The sequence below is a fragment of the Streptantibioticus silvisoli genome (assembly GCF_027947535.2).
Taxonomy (GTDB): domain Bacteria; phylum Actinomycetota; class Actinomycetes; order Streptomycetales; family Streptomycetaceae; genus Streptantibioticus_C; species Streptantibioticus_C silvisoli.
Genome location: NZ_JAAGKO020000004.1, coordinates 113,081 through 129,712, shown reverse-complemented (window position 1 = coordinate 129,712; position 16,632 = coordinate 113,081). Strand labels below are relative to the sequence as shown.

The window sequence follows — 16,632 nt, the reverse complement described above, 5'->3', positions numbered from 1 at the left end:
CGCGCAGGCGTTGAGGATCTGTTCGCTGACACCAACATGCTTCTCACCTCTCCATCGATCAGTTACGTCCGCTCCATCGACCAGCTTCGTCCGCACCGCACCGCTCGGATCCGCACCCGCTCGCCTGGGCGCCGACCCGGCCCTCACCTCCGGCGATCCCCTCATCGCCTTCGGGATCCCCTCACCACCTCCGCGATCACCTGCTCACCCGCTCACCTGCTCACCTGCTCACCTGCACGAGCGTCTTCGCGTTCTTCTCGGTCATCTTCGTCCAGCTCCGTCCTCCCCCTCCAGCGAATGCGCCGCGATCGACGTGACGGTCTCCCGCACGCGGTCACGGCGTCGGACAGCCGAAGCCGTCCGGGCCACGGGCGGTACCGGTGCCGCCCCTTCCAACACACTGGTTACTCTACGTGACATCAGCGCATCGCGTCGTGACGGCTAGTTGAAGCACGCAATCCATCCACAGCCTGTGGATAACATCCCCCGCCAACCTCCCGGCCATGAGCTCTCGGCCGGAGCACGACTGAAAGACGGCTGGAGGACAACTGGAGCACGGCCGCAGCGCGGTTCACGAAAACGATCACATACACGTCGCCGGTTCTCGACATTCCCGGTGCGGTGGGTCGCGGAGGTCCTCCAGCGGTATCGGACAGTTACTGCTCCGCCGATCACGATCATTTCGTTGACAGCACCACACATGCGCAGGGCGAGCGAACCACGTATGCACGCGCAAGTCGTAACTGCCTTTATCGCAGGGCGACTTCGGAATTCCGTAGATCAATTCCCTTGAGCCACACGGCTATTTCCGCCGCGGCACCCGCACCGCGTTCCGTGCGCCCTGTCGCGCCTTCGCGTTCCCGTCGCCCCGCCGCGCCACCCCCGACGGCGTCCCCGCGCGGGTCGCACCGGCCAGTGCGGCGATGACCAGGGCAGCCAGCGGCAGCAGTCCGAAGGCGACGGACAGCCCGGCGGCGGTGGCGAGGCCGCCGATGAGCGGGGAGACCGCGAGCCAGCCCGCGTTGCCGGCGAACCCGACCTGAGCCAGCGCGGGCCCGGACCCCGGCAGTGCCCCCGCCCCGGCGAACGCACCGGGGAAGACCGCGCTGACCCCGGCACCGGCACACACCAGCGCCGCCAGCATCACCGCAGGCCGCCCCACCAGCAGCGCGACCGTCAGCACGACCGCGCAGCCCAGCGTGCCGGTCCGGATCAACCGCACCCAGCCCAGCCGGTCGACCAGCCGGTCGTTGAGCATCCGGGTCGCCACCTCGCCGGCGCAGAACGCGGCGTACCCGGTCGCGGCCACCGCCGCGCCGGCGCCCGCGTGCCGCAGGTAGACCCCGCTCCAGGAGGCCGGCGCGTCCTCGATCAACGAGCCGAAGAACGCCATCAGCGCGAGAGCCAGCAGCACTTGACGCGCCCGGCCGGCCGGGACTCCTGGCTCGCTCGGATCACGCACGTCGCCCGAACCACCCGGCCCGGCCGAACCACCCGAACCCCCCGAACCGTCCGAACCGTTCGAACCGGCGGCACCCACCACGCCCACCGTGCCGCCAGCGTCACCCACCTCGCCCGTATCGCCAACCTCGCCAACCTCGCCAACCTCACCCGTCGAAAGGACAGCCGAGGCCAACTCCCCCGTAGCGAGTACGTGTTGCTCCGGCTGAAGGCCGCACGCGGCGAGCGCGGAGACGGTGGCTAGCGTGACCGCGGTGACCACGAACTGGTCGGTCTGCGGCAGCGACAGCGCGGCGGTGGCCGCCGCGGCGAGGCCGCCCGCGACCGCGCCGAGGCTGCGGACGGCGTGCATCGCGTTGAGGACCGAGCGGCCGTAGACCCGCTGTACGGCGAGGGCCTGGGCGTTCATCGCCACCGACGTGGCGCCGTCCGCCGCGCCCAGCAGAACCAGCAGGGCGGCGAGCATTCCGGCGGACCGGGCCAGCGGAACCAGGCCGAGCGGCAGGCACAGCACCAGCGGCGCGCACCCGCTGATCGCACGGCCGCCGAACCGCCGTACCGCGAGGCCGCCCACCTGGCTGCCGGCCAGCGCTCCGACTCCGGGCCCGGCCAGCACGAGGCCCAACACCCCCGCTGACAGGTGCAGTTGGTCCTTCACCTCCGGGATGCGCGCGGCCCAGGAGGCGAACACCGCACCGTGCACGAAGAACACCGCCGTCACCGCCACCCGGGCCCGCCGGGTCCGCGCCCCGACCGCCCGCCCATCCGGCGTACCGGCCATCCCACCCCCACCGCCTCAGAGCCTGTCGCGTGCGCGGTCCACGGTAGGGCCAGTCGTGGGGACGGCGCCGCCGAACTCCGTTGCTGAGGGCAGCGGTTCACGTCACGTGAAGGTGCCCCCGGACGGCACCGGCCCCGTCCCGGCGGCAAACGACGCCAGCCCCCTTCCCGCCTCGCGACCCCACCGCGGCCGGGCCCATGCATCGGCGCCCAACCCAGCGTCCACGTAAGCCTGCTCGTCGAACAGACGGCCGAGGAACGGACGTTGCCGGACTCCACCGCAGCGACTGGTGTTTCACCCGCACAGGGGGACGCCGCCCGGCCAGAACCGCCCCTCTCCCGTGCAACGCGCCCCACCACACCGGCCCACGAACCCGCGCCGAACTCCCGCCTCTCACCAGGTACGTTCGGCACCCCACCCGACACGCGCCCCCACCCAACGCGCCCCACCCAACGCAACCCACCACCCCCACTCCTCCGCCCGCACCGATTCCGCTTTCAGGAGCGGCCGTTCATCGCGCGCCCCCAGCACCGTCCGAAGCGCCGCCCCGGGCACCACCCCGAACTCCCCCAGCGACAGCGGGACTCCACGCCGATGCCCACGGCACCGAACCCTCGCCCCCAGCAAGGCAGCCCCTCACCCGGAGCGTGCGCGCCACGCCCAACACGGCTGCTGGTGTGGGCAATCACCTGCGCTGACGTGGGCGATCACCTGCGCCGGTGTCGGCGATCTCCGTGCGACCAACCGCCCCGGCCCGTGCCGTTTCCGGCCGCCGCTCACCGCAGGAAGGGACCGGCCGCCGAACTCCCGCCCTCGCGCCAGCGGTTCACCGTCAGCAGGGCCGTATCCGTGAACTCCCCTGCCCAGACGGCGAGTTGCTGCCACCTTCGCACCCCCTCCCCGAACCGCCCCTCCCGAACCGGTGCCCGTTCACCGGCCCTGGTGCGCGGGGCCGGGGTACGTAGGATGACGTGGACCGGCAGGCCGCGCCGGTGCTCCAACTCGCCGGAGGTGAGCCGTGATCCGCTGGTGGAAACGGCGCCGTGACGGCGGTCGGCCGACCACGTCCGAGGGTGCGGCCACCCCGCGCGGCCGGGACCCCGACGGCCGCCCGACGACCCGCGCTCCGCAACCTGCGTCCGGCCCGGGCACCCCCCGCCTGCCGGGCCGGACAGCGCCGCCGCCGGGCGGTTCCGCTTCGCTGCCCGGCGTTCCCGTTCCGCGCCGCTCGGCCGACGCGGCCCGGGGTGTACCGGCGCTCGGTGCCGGCCGCGGGCGGTCGGCGGCCGCGATGGCCCGGCTGGCGGAGGAGGCGCGCGGCGGCGACCCCGTCGCGATGGCGAACTACGGCACCGCGCTGCACCTCGAAGGCCACCGCGAACCGGCCCGTGCCTGGCTGCTGCGTGCCTGGGACGCGGGCAACGCCGGCGCCGGTTTCAATCTCGGCACGTTGTACCTGATGGCGGGCGACACCAACCAGGCCCACCTGATCTGGCAGCGGGCCGCCCGTCTCGGCGACGCCGACGCCATGCTCGGCCTGGTCCGCCTCGCCCTGGGACGTGACGACCCGGCCACCGCACTCGACTGGTCCGGCCGGATCCTCGCCCAGGACGAGACGTTCCCCATCACCGCGCTCGGCGTCGCCTTCCGCGACCACGGCGACGAGACGCGGGCGGTCCACGCGTTCGAACGGGCGACCGAAATGGGCGATCCGTACGCCATGGACTATCTCGCCGAGCTGCTGGAACGCCGCGGCGGGACCCGCCGGGCCACCGAACTGCGGGCGTCGGCGGCACGGGCACGGGCGGCCGAAGAGGCGAGCGGTGAAGAGGCCGGCAGCGAAGGGACCGGCGGAGAAGAGGCGGGCGGCGACGGCCCGGCCGACCGCCGCGCCGACCCGGACGGCTCCGGCCAGGGCTGACGACACACCCCCGAGGTTCACCCGGGAGGGTGCTGCGGCGAAAATCGAACACGTGCTTGAATAGCTGCGTGAACCACACCTTTCCTGACGACCTCATGGAGGCCCAGCGCGCCTGGTACGCCGTGTACCACCGACTCGCAACGTCCCAGCACACGGCGCAAACCACGGTCCTGCGGCGCGAGCTGCTGCGGCTGTCGGTCCGGATATCCACCCACCCCTACTGGACCTGCCTGCCCAGCGGCGTACCGGCCGCCCGGATGGCGCTCAAGCAGGCCGCCTGGTCCGAGGCGGACCAGTGACCCCGGTCGCCCCCGGCGCACGTTCCGCCGTCCGGCGAAGAGCCGCCCGCGGAGACCGACGAACGGCAAACCTTCACGGATTCTCCCCATCCGCTTTCACGGACCCCTCCAGGACGTACCGACGAGACGGAACGGGGACGACGGAACGCTGCCGGAACGACGTTCCCTGAGGCCAGCGGGTTGTGGGGGTCGGCGGCGGCCGGACCGGGTCGGGCGACCGTCCGAACGAGGCGTTCCGGACACGCCGGAAGACAAGACGGACTCGTGCCCGAATGTCGTGTTCTGGAGCAGTTGACAGTGAGGCTGCCATTGTTGACGATGTGTGGCACCGCCGATCCCCAAATCCTTTTCGTCGTCCACCGAGGTCAATCGGCCGGTCCGATTCACTTCGTAGACCACGTGATTTCGGCAGACGACGCCCCGCGACCCAGGGCCAATTGGGCGCACTGACTTTTCCTGGAGGAACGTGTGATATCCAAGCGCGGGCTCATCGTCGCCGGTGCCCTGGGAGTTGGTTCCGCCCTTCTCGCGTCGACGAGTGCTTTCGCCTGCCAGATCGGCGACTTCACCGTCAACTCGACCGCGGCGTGCGACACCAGCAGCGCCACCCCGCAGGCCGCCATCACGGTGACCGACAAGGACGGCTCCGGCACCGCCGCCACCATCACCGTGGCGCTGGCCAGCGCGCCCGGCACCGTGCTCGGCACCGGCCGCATCGAGAACCCGACCGCCCAGGGCGTGACCACCACCATCACGGTGCCGTGGCAGTCCGGTGCGACCTACACGGTCCACGTGAAGTCGGACCGCTACAACGTCGACAGCGACTCCTCGACGCACCCGGCCGCGCCGGCCGTCGACTGCGGCACCACGCCGTCCGCCCCGGCCGCCCCCTCGACCCCGGCCCAGCCGACGCCGAGCAAGTCGGCGTCGTCCACCCCGAGCACCGAGGCCACCAGCTCGCCGAGCCAGAGCGCCTCCGTCGCCCCGGCCCCGGCCGCCTCGCAGTCCAGCGCCGGCAGCTCGCTCGCCGAGACCGGTGGCGGCAGCAACACCACCCCGATGCTCGGCATCGCCGCGGCCCTGGTGATCGTCGGTGGCGGCGCGCTCATCATGGTCCGCCGTCGCTCCGCCGGTCGTCACAACTGACCTGCTCCACCCGGCATCCCGCCACACACGCTCCACCACCGGAAGGCCCGTCCCACCCAGGGACGGGCCTTCCGCGTTCCCACCACGGGGAACGGTGGGCGCGGACGGATCGCGCGGACGGATCGCGCGGACGGATCGCGCGGACGGCGTCCGCGAACGGTGGGTGCGGCGGGCTGAGGGTGCGGACGGATCGCGCGAACGGTGGGAGGGCGCGGACGGAGGGTGGGTGCGGACGGAGGGTGAGCGCGGGCAGCGGGCGCGAACGGCGGCCGGGGTGGGGGTGGTTGGCGGCCTGCGGAGAAGCGGGGCGCGCGCGGACGTCCGGATGCGGCCCGCGCCCGCCTGTTGGACGGGGAAGCGGGAGGCCGCGGGCCGTTAGCCACAGCGTCCGTACACCGTCGACAGCGGTACGCGGTCACGGGTGCCGGGTGAAGCGCCACGCAGGGCTTGGACGCGGTAGGCGGCGCGCGGTACGCGGCACTAGCGCGCGGTACGGCGGGCTCGGCGCCGAAGGAGTCGCACCGGCGCCGGGCGGAATGGCGCGGGGAGCCGGACGGCGGGACCGGGACGCGGGCGCCACGGGGCCGGACGGCGGTGACGGCGGGACCGAAACGCGGGCGCTGCGAGGCCGGGGCGTTCGAGGGCAGGCGGAGCCGGGGTCACGCCGGACGCCGGCGGACGTACCCGGGCCGGCGGCCGTTACGGTGCCGACCCGGGCGGCGGTTCGAACCGCCGGAGGATCAGGCCTCCAGGAAGCCCGCCGGGCCGGTGCTGAGGACGTCGGAGGTGTCGGTGGCGGCGGCGGCCTTGATGATGCTGGCGTGCAGCTGGTTGGCGCTGACGCGCGGTGCGGCGTGGGTCTCGGCGGCGCTGGCCGGACCGGCGGCGACGAGGCCGGCGGCCAGCAGGGTGGCGGCTACGGCGGCGACGCGGGTGCCCTTGGTGTGCTTCATGGCATGCCCCTCAGGGTTCGGTGGAGGTTCTCAACACGGTTGATGCGCAACGGCTTTGGGCCGTAGGCCTCCACGGGGTCCCCCGGGCGCCTTGGCGCGAACTGTAAAGGAATGCGTGGGCCGCGTGGAGACCTTTCACGCGTATTTTTCCGCCAACTCCTCCTCGGCGTGCATGAGTTGCCGGATGCCGGGTCGAGCGCCCGACCGACGCCCGGCCCGACGGCCACCACGGTGAAGCGTCGTCCAGTCCCCCATGCCCCCGTCGCTCCGTACCCCCGTGCCCCCGTGCCCCCATCACCCCGTCACCACGAACGGGGTGGCGCCCGCGAACGGGGTCGGCGGCAGGGCCGGTTCGGCGGCCTGGCCGGAATCGGGGTGACGCGGGGGCGAGGCGGCGCGGTCGGGGGCGAGGCGGCGCAGGCGAGGCCGCGGGCGAGGCGAGGCGAACGGGGCGGGACAACGCGGGCGGGATCGGGGCGACGCGGGCGGAGCGGTGCAGCGCGGGCGGGGCGGTGCGAGCTGGGCGGGGCGGTGCGAGCTGGGCGGGGCGGGGCCGGCCGCAGCGGGCGGGGCGGGGCAACGCAGCCGGAGCGTGCGCAACGCAACCGGAGCGTGCGCGACGCAGTCGAAGTCAGAGTCGCAGTCGGCGCCGGTGCCGGCGCCGCGAACGGGATCAGCCTCGCGGTCGGGGACACCCCCGGAGTCGAGGGGTCGGGTACGGAACGGGCTCGCACCGGCGCCGCTCTTTACCCCCCAGCCACGCCGCAGCCTCCGCTCCCCGCCTCTCCATGCGAATTCCGCCCTTTCGGCTCCCCGTCCACCGCCACCCTGTCCGATCACCATCCTTTTCCATTCTGCGTCGGCGCTTGTCATGGTTCGACCAGTCGCGGCCGGGCTTCCCCGGCGCTCGCATCGTCTCTCGGCTTCCGGCACGTCGGCGAGGGTGCGCCGCAGCGGCTGGCGCGCGGGACAACGCAGGGGCGTCCGCCCACCAAAGGCCGTTTGACCTGGTACGGAGCGAGGTCTTGCGGGTGGATGTCCGGGGCACCCTCGGGGTGGAGCCGGGGCGGGATCAGGGTCATCTCAGGGATGAATTCAGGGTCACTTAGGGGATATCCACCCTATCCATCAGGGTATTGATGGATAAATCTTCACGAGAATTCAGAGGCCACTCGGGACGGAATTACCGTAGAATCCATTTCGTGAATACATCGAGCCACAACGAAGCCCTGCAGACGGCGGTCGTCGTCGTCATCATGGCCCTGCTCATCGTGCGGCGCATGCGCGGTCGCAGGGTCTACGGCGGGCGGGCGCCGATCGTCATAGCGATCATGGCGGTGTACGGCGCGGTGCTGATCGGGACCGCGGTGGGCGTCTCGTACCCGAGCCACCTGACCGAGGGTGACGTCGTGCTGCTCGGCGTGGGAACTGTGGTCTCGCTGGCCCTGGGCGCGATACGGGGCACGACGGTGCGCATGTTCCTGCGCGAGGGCGAGCTGTACGCGCGGTACACGCCGCTGACGGTGGTGCTGTGGCTCGTGACGTTCGCCGTCCGGCTGGGCATAGGCACCGGGGCCTCGCACGTCAACGCCTCGCACACGGTGGCGCAGGCGAGCCTGGTCATGATGGTCGCCCTGAGCCTGGCGGGCGAGACGGTGGTGGTGAGGGCGCGCGGCAAGCAGGCGGTGAACGGCGTACGGCCGATCGGCGCCGCCTGACCCGCCAGCCGCAACCGCCCACGTCCATGACCATGACCACGCCCACGCCCACGCCCAGTCACGGTCCGCCGAGTGGGAGGAAGTGACGCGCGGGCGAGGAAAGGGGGGTGTGCGAGCCCGGTACGCCAGGGGTCAGGTCCGGACGCGGCCCGGGGCGGCGATGAGGTCGAGGGGGTCGTGGCCGGCGTCGGCGGCACTGCCCTTCTCGACCGCGAGACCCAGCCCCGGCAGTCGGCGGCCGATGGCGGCACGGTCCTTGGGAGCGTTCTCGAAGACGGTGGAGGTGGTGTGGGTTTCGTCGAGCAACTCCGTTTGCTCAGCGGGGCGTTGGAGGGCGCATGCGCTCGTCGGCCGCCCCTCGCCGAAGGCTGCCCGGGCGCCCGGGAGGGCGGAGGCGACCGCCCAACCGCTCGTCGTCGGTCGTGGGGTCGAGGACGCGCGTCAGCTTCTGGGAGCGGTCGGCGTCCAACGGCGAAGGCGGGCCGGCGGGGTACTCGACGTCCGGTTCCGCCGGCGCGGCCAGCTTGACGCTGTCCCGTCGCCGAGCCGTGTGTGCCGTCGCCGGGTTCACTGCGGTCGATCGGTCCAGGTAGGCACGGAACGGCACCACGGGCGGCAGCCCATCGACCGCGTCCGGGGCGCCGGGGGTCCCGGTGCCGACGGTCCCGGTGTCGAGGGCCTCGGGACCGGCGGCCTCGGGACCGGTGCCAACGGCTCCGGTGCCATCGCCTCGGGTGCGAACGGAACCGGTGCGAACGGCTCCGGTGCGAACGCCTCCGGTGCGAACGCCTCCGGTGCCAACGGCTCCGGTGCCATCGACTCGGGTGCCATCGACTCGGGTGCGAACGCCTCCGGTGCCAACGGCTCCGGTGCGAACAGAACCAGTGCCAACAGAACCGGTGCGAGCACCTCCCGTGGCGTCGGCCCTGTCACCGATCGCCCCCGCAGCGTCGGGCCCGGTGCCACCGGCTGCGGATCGGGTCGCCGTGTGGAGTGCGGACAGGTCGCGCAGGACCAGCGGCAGCGAGTGGCCGTCGCGCAGGGCGGGGTGGCCGGTGAGCACCAGCAGGTGACCGTCGGGGCCGAGGTGGATCAGGGTGAAGCGCAGCAAAGGGCGTTCGTCCGGCCGGAACCGGGTTCGCTTGTCCTGGGCGAGCAGCACGGCCAGGCGGTGTGCCCGCTCGTTCGGTGCCGCGCCGCGCACGTCCTGTACGGAGAACGGCACGTCGATCTCGTTCGCGATCAGCCGTACGGCCCGGCCCGCTTCGTCACGCCCGAAGACGGTCCGCAGCACCGGGTGGCGACGCACGAGCTGGCGGCACACGCTGTGCAGCGCGTCCGCGTCGACGGGACCGCGGAGGCCGAAGACCTGCTGCGTGTTGTCCGGGGCGGACGGGTCGCCGTTGCCGGGGTCCTCGCCGAAGCGGTCGGCGGATTCGGCGCGGGGGCGCGGGGGCGCCGGTAACGGGCCGCGCGGCAGCACGTCCTGCGGGGCGTCGAACGTGGAGCGGCGGGCGTCGGGCCGGGCGGGTTCGCCGGAGGGAGGCCTGACGGGGTCGCCACGTTCTGCGGCGGACCGGGAGCCCTCGATGGCGGAGGCGTGCGCGCCCATCGCGGCCACCGTTTTGTGGCGGAGGACGTCGAGCGCGGTCAGCGCGAACCCGGTGCGGGACACCCGGGCGGCGGACGCCAGTACGTCCTCGACCTCGCCGGGTTCGGCGCTGAAGCCCCGCATCCGCACCTGACGCCCGGCACGGTCGACGTCCCCCGCACCCCCAGCCCGATCGACGCCCCGGATGCTCCCGACACCTCCGACGCGACCGCCGCCCCCAACGCCCCCAACCCGACCAACGCGATCCACATCCCCCGCCATCAACCCCACCCCCACCCCCACCCCCAATCCACCGATGGGAGAGTCCCCCTCCGCGGTGGCCAGTGCCCGCAGGAAGGTGATGAATCGGCGCTGGTGGGTGGTGACGTCGTGCTGGGTGTAGCGGTCGGGGTGGGCCAGGAACTCGCACTCCAGGCCCTTGCTCTCGGCGCCGGGGCGGAAGTTGACGGTGAGGTCCGGTACCGGGCCGCCGGACAGGGTGGTCACCGTCGTGGTGCGGCCGGCGAACCTCAGGTCCGCGCTGATCGGGGTGATGTCCACCAGCAGACCGAACAGGTGCTCGTCGCGGTCCGGTCGGCGCAGGTCGCGGCACAGGTCGTCGTGGGGGTACCGCTGGTGGGCCATCAACTCGCCCAGCCGGGTGGTGACATGGCGCAGCAGGTCGGTGCGGGTCATGGCCGGGTCGATCGCGAGCCGCAGCGGCAGCCGGTTGGCGACCATGCCGGGGATCGTCAGCATCTGCGCGCCGCGCCGTGCGGTCACCGGGACGCCGAGGGTGATGTCCGGCCGGCCGGTCACGCGGTGCAGGAACGCGCCGACGGCGGCGAGCAGCGGCACGGTCCACGGGGTGCGGGCCTGGCGGCCGGCGGCGTGCAGGGCGCCGAGTTCGTCCGGCGACAGCGTCACCAGTGAGGTGATCGGGCGCGCGGCCGGGCCGGCCGGCGCGCCGGGCGCCAGGCTGGGCACAGGAGCGCGGTCCGCCAGCCGGTCGGCCCAGTAGGCGCGGTCCGCGGCGTACTCCGGCGACGCCCGGTAGGCGGCCTCGTCGGCCAGCAGCGTCGTCAGCCGGCCCAGCGGGTCGCCGGCCGGGTCGCCCTCGCCGGCCAGCAGCGCCTCGTAGACCTCGGCGATCCGCCGGGCGAGCACGAGCGCGCCGAACGTGTCGGTCAGGATGTGGTGGCAGCGTCGGTACCAGAAGTAGTGGTCGTCGCCGAGGCGCAGGAGTGCGGCGCGGGCCAGGACGCCGGTCACCAGGTCAGGGGCGGTGGCGCGGTCCCGTTCCATCCACGCCTGAGCGGCGGTCCGCGGGTCGCTCTCGCGGCGGAGGTCCACCGACTGCCACCCGGAGGTGCCGCCGGCCGTCAACTCCTGTGTGGCGCCGGCGCCCTGGTCGACGGCCGCCAGGCGCACGTCGAACGTCCCGCACTCCCCCTCGGCGTGCCGTACCGCCCGCGCGAGCAGCCGGGCGTCGACCGGGCCGCGGATCTCCGAGTAGTGCGCGAGGTTGTACGCGGACGATCCCGGCGCGAGCCGATGGGCGGCCCAGACGCCGCGTTGGGCGGCCGTCAACGGCAGCGCCTGCCGCGCGGGGCGTGCGTTCATCGAAGCCCGACCACCTTTCCGGCGCGCCGGCCGCACCGGCCTCACCCCACCGTCCGCCCCCGATGCTGGCGGCGCGACGACCCCGGTGACCAGGTATCCGACCGGCAATCCCCCCGAGCAGGCCGGCGGGGGCGCGTCCGTGGGCGGTGCGCGGCGGCCGGCCGTGGGGGCGGGGACGGGGACGGGGTCCTCGACGGTTCGGCGGGCGGGGTCAGCGGGTGCTCTCGGTGGCGAACAGTTCCAGGTGCCCGCACCCGGGGCACCGGAAGGCCTCGATCTGCCTGCGGGGGCGGCCCATCCGCTTCGCGCCGCCGAGGAGCCCCTTCTCCAGCGCGCCCTCGACCCACCGCGCGAACCCCCGCGACCCCTCACCGGCGTCCAGCAGGAATCCGTCCTCCAGCCCGACCGCCCCGCACTGCGTACAGCGTATGGAGTTCATGAACGGCAGTGTAGGAGCGACCGGCGCCCGGCCCACCCCTCGCCGCCCCGGTGACGTCCGGCCCGCACCACCCCGAGCAACACCACCCCACCCCAGCAACACCACCCCACCCCAGCAACCCCGCCCCCAAAGACACCCCGCCCAGCGACATCCGACCCAATTGCCGGTCGGTTGCCTGGATCGCCCCGGTTCGCGGCGGGACGATGGGGTGGTCCTGGCCGAAGGCGCCCGCGAGCGGTCCGCCTCCCGGCTTCCCCGGCTCCGCGCGGTCCTCCCCCCTGGCCGCCGGATCGGGCGTGGCGTGCGACCGCCGCGTGGAGCGATGTGAACGGAAAGGTGTGGCATGCGGGACGACGAGCCGGCCCACGACGGCGACGCCACCCACCTGGCGCAGGTGCTGGACGACCGCGCGCGGCGCACCCCCGACGCGATCGCGCTGCTGGCGCCGGGCACCGAACCGTTGACGTTCGCGGGTCTCGCGGAACGGGTACGGGCCGGCGCCGACCGGCTGGCGGCCTGCGGGGTGCGGCGCGGGGACCGTGTGGTGGTACCGGCGGCCAACGACCCCGACAGCGCGGTGACGTTGCTGGCGGTGATGTCCGTGGCGGTGTGCTGCCCGGTCAATCCGGGGCTGGCGCAGGACGAGTACGAGGCGTACTTCGACGTGCTGGAGCCGACCGCGATCCTGCTGGCCGACGGCGCGCCGGGGCGGTTGCGGCGGGCGGCGCTGACCAGTGAGCTGGACGTGGTCGCCCACGACGGGCGGCTCGGCGCGGGGACGCCGGCGGGCCAACTGCTGCGGTGCGGACGGCGTTCGGCGCCGCCGGTGGTGGGCGAGTCGGTGCTGCTGCGGACGTCGGGCACCACGTCCGCGGGCAAGATCGTGCCGTTGACGATGGCCGGGATGCTGGCGGCGGCGCGCGCGTCGGTGACCGCGTACCGGCTGACGGCGAGCGACCGGCGGCTCAACCTCAATCCGCTGTTCTACGTGCAGGGGCTGGTCGGCGGTCTGGTGACGGCGCTGGTGTCCGGTTCGTCGATGGCGTGCGTGCCGGCGTTCGATCCGGCCGGGACGCTGCGGTTGCTGGGGGAGTTGGAGCCGTCGTGGTTCTCGGCGAGCCCGATGACGCACCGGGCGCTGCTGGACGCCTCGCGGGGCAGGCCGCTGGTCGCGCCCCGGCTGCGGTTCATCCGCTCCGGCGCGGCGCCGATGCCGGCCGGGCTGAAGCGGGAGCTGGAGAGCCGTTTCGGGGTGCCGCTGATCGAGTCGTACGGGATGTCGGAGGCGTCGCAGATCGCGTGCGCGCCGCTGCCGCAGGACGGCACGGCGCAGGGCATGCTGCCGTCCGGCTCGCAGGTCGGCGTGCTGGGCGCGGACGGCGCGGTCAGCACCGCGGCCGGTGCGAGCGGCGAGATCGTGGTGCGCGGCGGCAACGTCATCGAGCGGTACGTGTGGCCGCACGACGCCGGCGAGGCTTTCGTGGACGGCTGGTTGCGCACCGGTGACCTGGGCGAACTGGCCGCCGACGGTTCGCTGACGATCACCGGGCGGGCCAAGGAGCTGATCAACCGCGGCGGGGAGAAGGTCAGTCCGCACGAGGTCGAAGAGGTGCTGCTGAACCACCCGGCGGTGGGCCGCGCGGTGGTGTTCGGCGTGCCGGACGGGCCGACCGAGCACGTCGCCGCGGTGGTGGTGCCGCGTCCGGGCCGGGCGGTGGACGAGGCGGCGCTGCGGGCGTACGCCGTCGAGCACCTGGCGGCGTTCGAGGTGCCGGAACGGGTCGTGTTCCGCGCCGAGTTGCCGCTGAACGCCTCGGGCAAGCCGGTGCGGGGCGAGATGCCCCGGCTGCTCGGTGTGCGGTTCGGCGTTCCGGCGGGCGTGTGCGCGAGCGCGGTGCGCGAGGAACCGGGGCCGGCGCGGTCGACCGCCGCGCGGCAGACCGCCGCGGCGGAGCCGGCGGCCCCCCATGACACCCTCCGGCCGGGCGGCGGCCGGCCGGAGGGCCCCGATCCGCTGACGGTGGTCACCTCGCCGGCCTTCACCGGCCCGGCGGGTGCCACCGGTGCGGCCGGCGACCCGGACGACGGGCGCGGCGCCGCGCCGCGCACCCCGCTGGAGGCGGCGCTGGCCGGGCTGTGGGCGTACGCCCTGGGCCGGGCGTCGGTCGGGGTGGACGAGGACTTTTTCTCGCTGGGCGGAGATCCGACGTCGGCGTTGTCCCTGCTGATGGCCGTGGAGGAGGCGCTGGGCACCGCCTTGTCGGCGTCCGACCTGTTCGACGGGATGCGCACGGTGGAGCTGATGGCGTCGGCGATCGAACGCGGCGACCGGTGACACCGCCGGGACCGGTGACACCGCCGGGACCGCGCGAGGCGCACCTCCGCGCCCCGGCGCCCGCTTCGGGCCCCATCGCCGGCCACTGACACCGGTGCCGGAGTCGGTGCCGGTGCCGGTCGTGTCCGGTCGCCCCTGCGCCGGCCGCTGAGCCAGCGCCGGTGCAGGTCAGGTCCCGTTGCGCATCCTTCGGCCCCGAACACCGCGCCGGTGCGGTCAAGTCCCGTTGCGCACGCCTGGCCACGAACCCCGCACCGGTGCCGAGCAAGTCCCCTTTCCAGGCGGTCAGTTACCACCTCGCTCGCTCCGACTGCCGCTGAACCCAAGGAACTTCATCGGCCACGAGGAGCTGCCGGCCGCCGGACCGCAGGACCCCGTGGAACGACTTCCGCCGAACCACGAAAGCCCGTGGAACGTTTCCGTTCCGGCGTCAGCGGGCAGAGCGGAAGCGGTGACAGCTCCTGTGACGGCTCCAACACCCGTCTGGGGAGCGCCGGTTCGCGCACGATGACGCCGCGGGCACTGTTCGCGGGGTTCTCGGGCCCGGCCGGGTCGCCGACGACGACCTCTTCACCCTGGCGGGGACCCGCTGACCGCGTCGCGGCCGGCCGGGCGCGTGGACGGCGCCCGGACCGCGGCACGGACGCCGTCCCGTGCCACCCGACTCAGCGCGCCCGCCGCCGCGCTCGACCGAAGGAACCCGCCCTCATGACGAACCCGTTCGACGCCCCCGACGCGATCTTCATGGTCCTGGTCAACGACGAGGGCCGGCATTCGCTGTGGCCGTCGTTCACCGCGGTGCCGCCCGGCTGGGAGGTCGCGCTGCCGGTCGCCGACCGCGCGGGGTGCCTGGCGTACATCGAGGAACGCCGCACGGACCTGCGCACCCCGGCGTAGTCCGGACCCGCACCCCGGCGTAGCCCGGGCCTGCGAGCGGCCGGGGCGGCGGGGGCGCCTCGTCCGCGGCGGGCGCCGGGCCGCGGGGGCCGGGGGGCGCGGGACGTCCGGCGGGGTCAGTCCTGGCCGGGGGTGCCGCGGGTGGTTCTGCGGGCCTCCCGGGCGGCGGCGCGGCGTTCCTGCTCCTCCAGGAACAGCTTCTCGAAGCGCCGGGTCGCCTCGTCGATCTCGGTGTTGTCGCCCTCGGTGGCCCCGGCGTTCTCGTCCAGCAGGCCCTGCGCGCGCAGCTGTTCGTTCTGCACCATGACCGGCGGTGTGGGGTCGGCGTCGGACGGCCGGGAGGTCTCCGGGCCGTCCGGGCCGATGCGGATGAGGCGTTCGACGCGCACGATTCTGAAGTGCCGTCCGTCGACGGAGAGTTGGTTGCCCGGTTCGGCGTCGAGGCGGTCGGCGGCCTCGTTGTAGGCGACCCGGCCGGCGTCGTCGAGGCGCAGCCGCCACGGCGCCATGACGCGCAGGTGGGAGGCGAGGCCGTCGCGGGCGCTCTGCGGGGTGCAGGAGGTGCCGGAGTCGTTCGGCAGCCAGCGGCCGCCGACGCGTTCGACGGTCATGAACGACGCGGGCATCAGCACGCCGCCGGGGTGCGTGGCGGCGGCGTGCTTGGCGTCCCGGTGCACGTCCTCCGGCACGGTGCCGCGGGGGAAGACGGCGCCGAGCAGCTCCATCGTGAGGATGCCGTCGGACAGGCCGGTCACGGTGCCGGGGTCGATGACGAAGCCGCCGGCCGGATCGACCTCCCGGTAGGTCATGCCCACCTCACCGGTGTCGGGGTCGGTGGGGCGCGGCGGTTCGGGTCCGACGGGTCCGGTGCGCAGGAAGCGTTCGGCCCGCACGACCCGGTAGCGGGTGCCGGCCACCGTGATGTCGTCGACCGGCTCCCAGTCCATGGTCTCCGCGGCCCGCAGGCACTGCGCCCGGCCGGCCGCGTCGCCGGCCTGCTCGGCGTCCTGCGCCATCCGGCGGAAGTGCGCCCCCATCGCGTCGCGGGCGTCCTGCGGCGCCATCCCGGTGAAGTGCGGGTACAGCTCCCAGCCGCCGCTTTCGCGTTCCCTGGCCACCCCGAACACCGGCCCGCCCGCGAACCGGACGTCCGGATAGCGGTCCCGCGCCTGCCAGGCCGTCACGTCCGCGAGCGCCTGGACCGGCTCGATGGGTGGACTCATCCGGATCGTCCGGTACGCGGGGATGTTCTCAGGGTGCTGAGTCATGTACCCAGCGTTGCATCAACTCCGCGGCCGCCGAGGTGAATCCGGCAATCCGTCACCCTGGGCGGCGCTTCCCGGCCACCGGCGCCCGGCGCCCCCCGAACGCCTCCGCGACGCCTCCCACGAGCGCTTTCTCCCCCCGGTACGCGCCCGGCCCGTACGCGGCACCCCGGCAACGGTACGGATCGCGCCGGGGGCCGGTT

Annotated in this window: 12 protein-coding genes; 6 read left to right on the top strand and 6 right to left on the bottom strand. The window is 73.9% G+C overall.

Annotated elements, in window-relative coordinates; translation table 11 throughout:
* Positions 1–802: 802 nt before the first annotated feature.
* On the bottom strand, positions 803–2,242 hold the full coding sequence (locus POF43_RS04580; RefSeq protein WP_282704417.1) for an MFS transporter: 1,440 nt from the start codon (positions 2,240–2,242) through the stop codon (positions 803–805).
* Between the two features lie 1,291 nt (positions 2,243–3,533).
* Here POF43_RS04580 and POF43_RS04575 point away from each other — a divergent pair.
* From POF43_RS04575 to POF43_RS04565, 3 genes are all read left to right on the top strand, one after another.
* Complete coding sequence (locus POF43_RS04575) at positions 3,534–4,163, top strand: tetratricopeptide repeat protein (RefSeq protein ID WP_271325667.1); 630 nt, start codon at positions 3,534–3,536, stop codon at positions 4,161–4,163.
* A gap of 68 nt (positions 4,164–4,231) precedes the next feature.
* Positions 4,232–4,462, top strand: a complete 231-nt coding sequence (locus tag POF43_RS04570) for a DUF8825 domain-containing protein (protein WP_271318183.1) — start codon at positions 4,232–4,234, stop codon at positions 4,460–4,462.
* Between the two features lie 468 nt (positions 4,463–4,930).
* Complete coding sequence (locus POF43_RS04565; protein WP_282704416.1) at positions 4,931–5,608, top strand: LAETG motif-containing sortase-dependent surface protein; 678 nt, start codon at positions 4,931–4,933, stop codon at positions 5,606–5,608.
* A gap of 740 nt (positions 5,609–6,348) precedes the next feature.
* On the opposite strand, the gene POF43_RS04560 is transcribed toward POF43_RS04565, so the two are convergent.
* Positions 6,349–6,561 carry a hypothetical protein gene (locus tag POF43_RS04560; protein WP_271318860.1) on the bottom strand — a complete coding sequence of 71 codons (213 nt, stop codon included), beginning with the start codon at positions 6,559–6,561 and terminating at the stop codon, positions 6,349–6,351.
* A gap of 1,202 nt (positions 6,562–7,763) precedes the next feature.
* On the opposite strand from POF43_RS04560, the gene POF43_RS04555 reads away from it, so the two are divergent.
* Positions 7,764–8,279: a hypothetical protein gene (locus POF43_RS04555; protein ID WP_271325536.1), complete on the top strand. Its 516-nt coding sequence runs from the start codon at positions 7,764–7,766 to the stop codon at positions 8,277–8,279.
* Between the two features lie 132 nt (positions 8,280–8,411).
* Here POF43_RS04555 and POF43_RS04550 read toward each other — a convergent pair whose 3' ends face one another.
* From POF43_RS04550 to POF43_RS04540, 3 genes are all read right to left on the bottom strand, one after another.
* Positions 8,412–8,585: a hypothetical protein gene (locus POF43_RS04550; protein ID WP_271325537.1), complete on the bottom strand. Its 174-nt coding sequence runs from the start codon at positions 8,583–8,585 to the stop codon at positions 8,412–8,414.
* A gap of 10 nt (positions 8,586–8,595) precedes the next feature.
* A complete protein-coding gene (locus tag POF43_RS04545; protein ID WP_282704415.1) occupies positions 8,596–11,493 on the bottom strand; it encodes a condensation domain-containing protein in 2,898 nt (965 codons plus the stop codon).
* A gap of 211 nt (positions 11,494–11,704) precedes the next feature.
* Positions 11,705–11,932 (bottom strand): hypothetical protein, encoded by a 228-nt coding sequence (locus POF43_RS04540; RefSeq protein ID WP_282704414.1) that lies wholly within the window; start codon positions 11,930–11,932, stop codon positions 11,705–11,707.
* Between the two features lie 343 nt (positions 11,933–12,275).
* On the opposite strand from POF43_RS04540, the gene POF43_RS04535 reads away from it, so the two are divergent.
* Positions 12,276–14,267, top strand: coding sequence for a non-ribosomal peptide synthetase (locus POF43_RS04535; RefSeq protein WP_271325504.1), 1,992 nt, complete (start codon positions 12,276–12,278; stop codon positions 14,265–14,267).
* Between the two features lie 708 nt (positions 14,268–14,975).
* Positions 14,976–15,164 carry an MbtH family protein gene (locus POF43_RS04530; RefSeq protein WP_271318075.1) on the top strand — a complete coding sequence of 63 codons (189 nt, stop codon included), beginning with the start codon at positions 14,976–14,978 and terminating at the stop codon, positions 15,162–15,164.
* A 116-nt stretch (positions 15,165–15,280) separates the two neighbouring features.
* Here the strand turns inward: POF43_RS04530 and POF43_RS04525 are convergent, their stop codons facing one another.
* Positions 15,281–16,432, bottom strand: coding sequence for a DUF5954 family protein (locus tag POF43_RS04525; protein ID WP_271324188.1), 1,152 nt, complete (start codon positions 16,430–16,432; stop codon positions 15,281–15,283).
* Positions 16,433–16,632: the final 200 nt, after the last annotated feature.

Excerpts from the sequence above, each read along its gene's own strand:
- POF43_RS04580 (WP_282704417.1), bottom strand. The coding sequence starts at position 2,242 with ATGGCCGGTACGCCGGATGGGCGGGCGGTCGGGGCGCGGACCCGGCGG.
- POF43_RS04575 (WP_271325667.1), top strand. The coding sequence starts at position 3,534 with ATGGCCCGGCTGGCGGAGGAGGCGCGCGGCGGCGACCCCGTCGCGATG.
- POF43_RS04560 (WP_271318860.1), bottom strand. The coding sequence starts at position 6,561 with ATGAAGCACACCAAGGGCACCCGCGTCGCCGCCGTAGCCGCCACCCTG.
- POF43_RS04545 (WP_282704415.1), bottom strand. The coding sequence starts at position 11,493 with ATGAACGCACGCCCCGCGCGGCAGGCGCTGCCGTTGACGGCCGCCCAA.
- POF43_RS04540 (WP_282704414.1), bottom strand. The coding sequence starts at position 11,932 with ATGAACTCCATACGCTGTACGCAGTGCGGGGCGGTCGGGCTGGAGGAC.
- POF43_RS04535 (WP_271325504.1), top strand. The coding sequence starts at position 12,276 with ATGCGGGACGACGAGCCGGCCCACGACGGCGACGCCACCCACCTGGCG.
- POF43_RS04530 (WP_271318075.1), top strand. The coding sequence starts at position 14,976 with ATGACGAACCCGTTCGACGCCCCCGACGCGATCTTCATGGTCCTGGTC.
- POF43_RS04525 (WP_271324188.1), bottom strand. The coding sequence starts at position 16,432 with ATGACTCAGCACCCTGAGAACATCCCCGCGTACCGGACGATCCGGATG.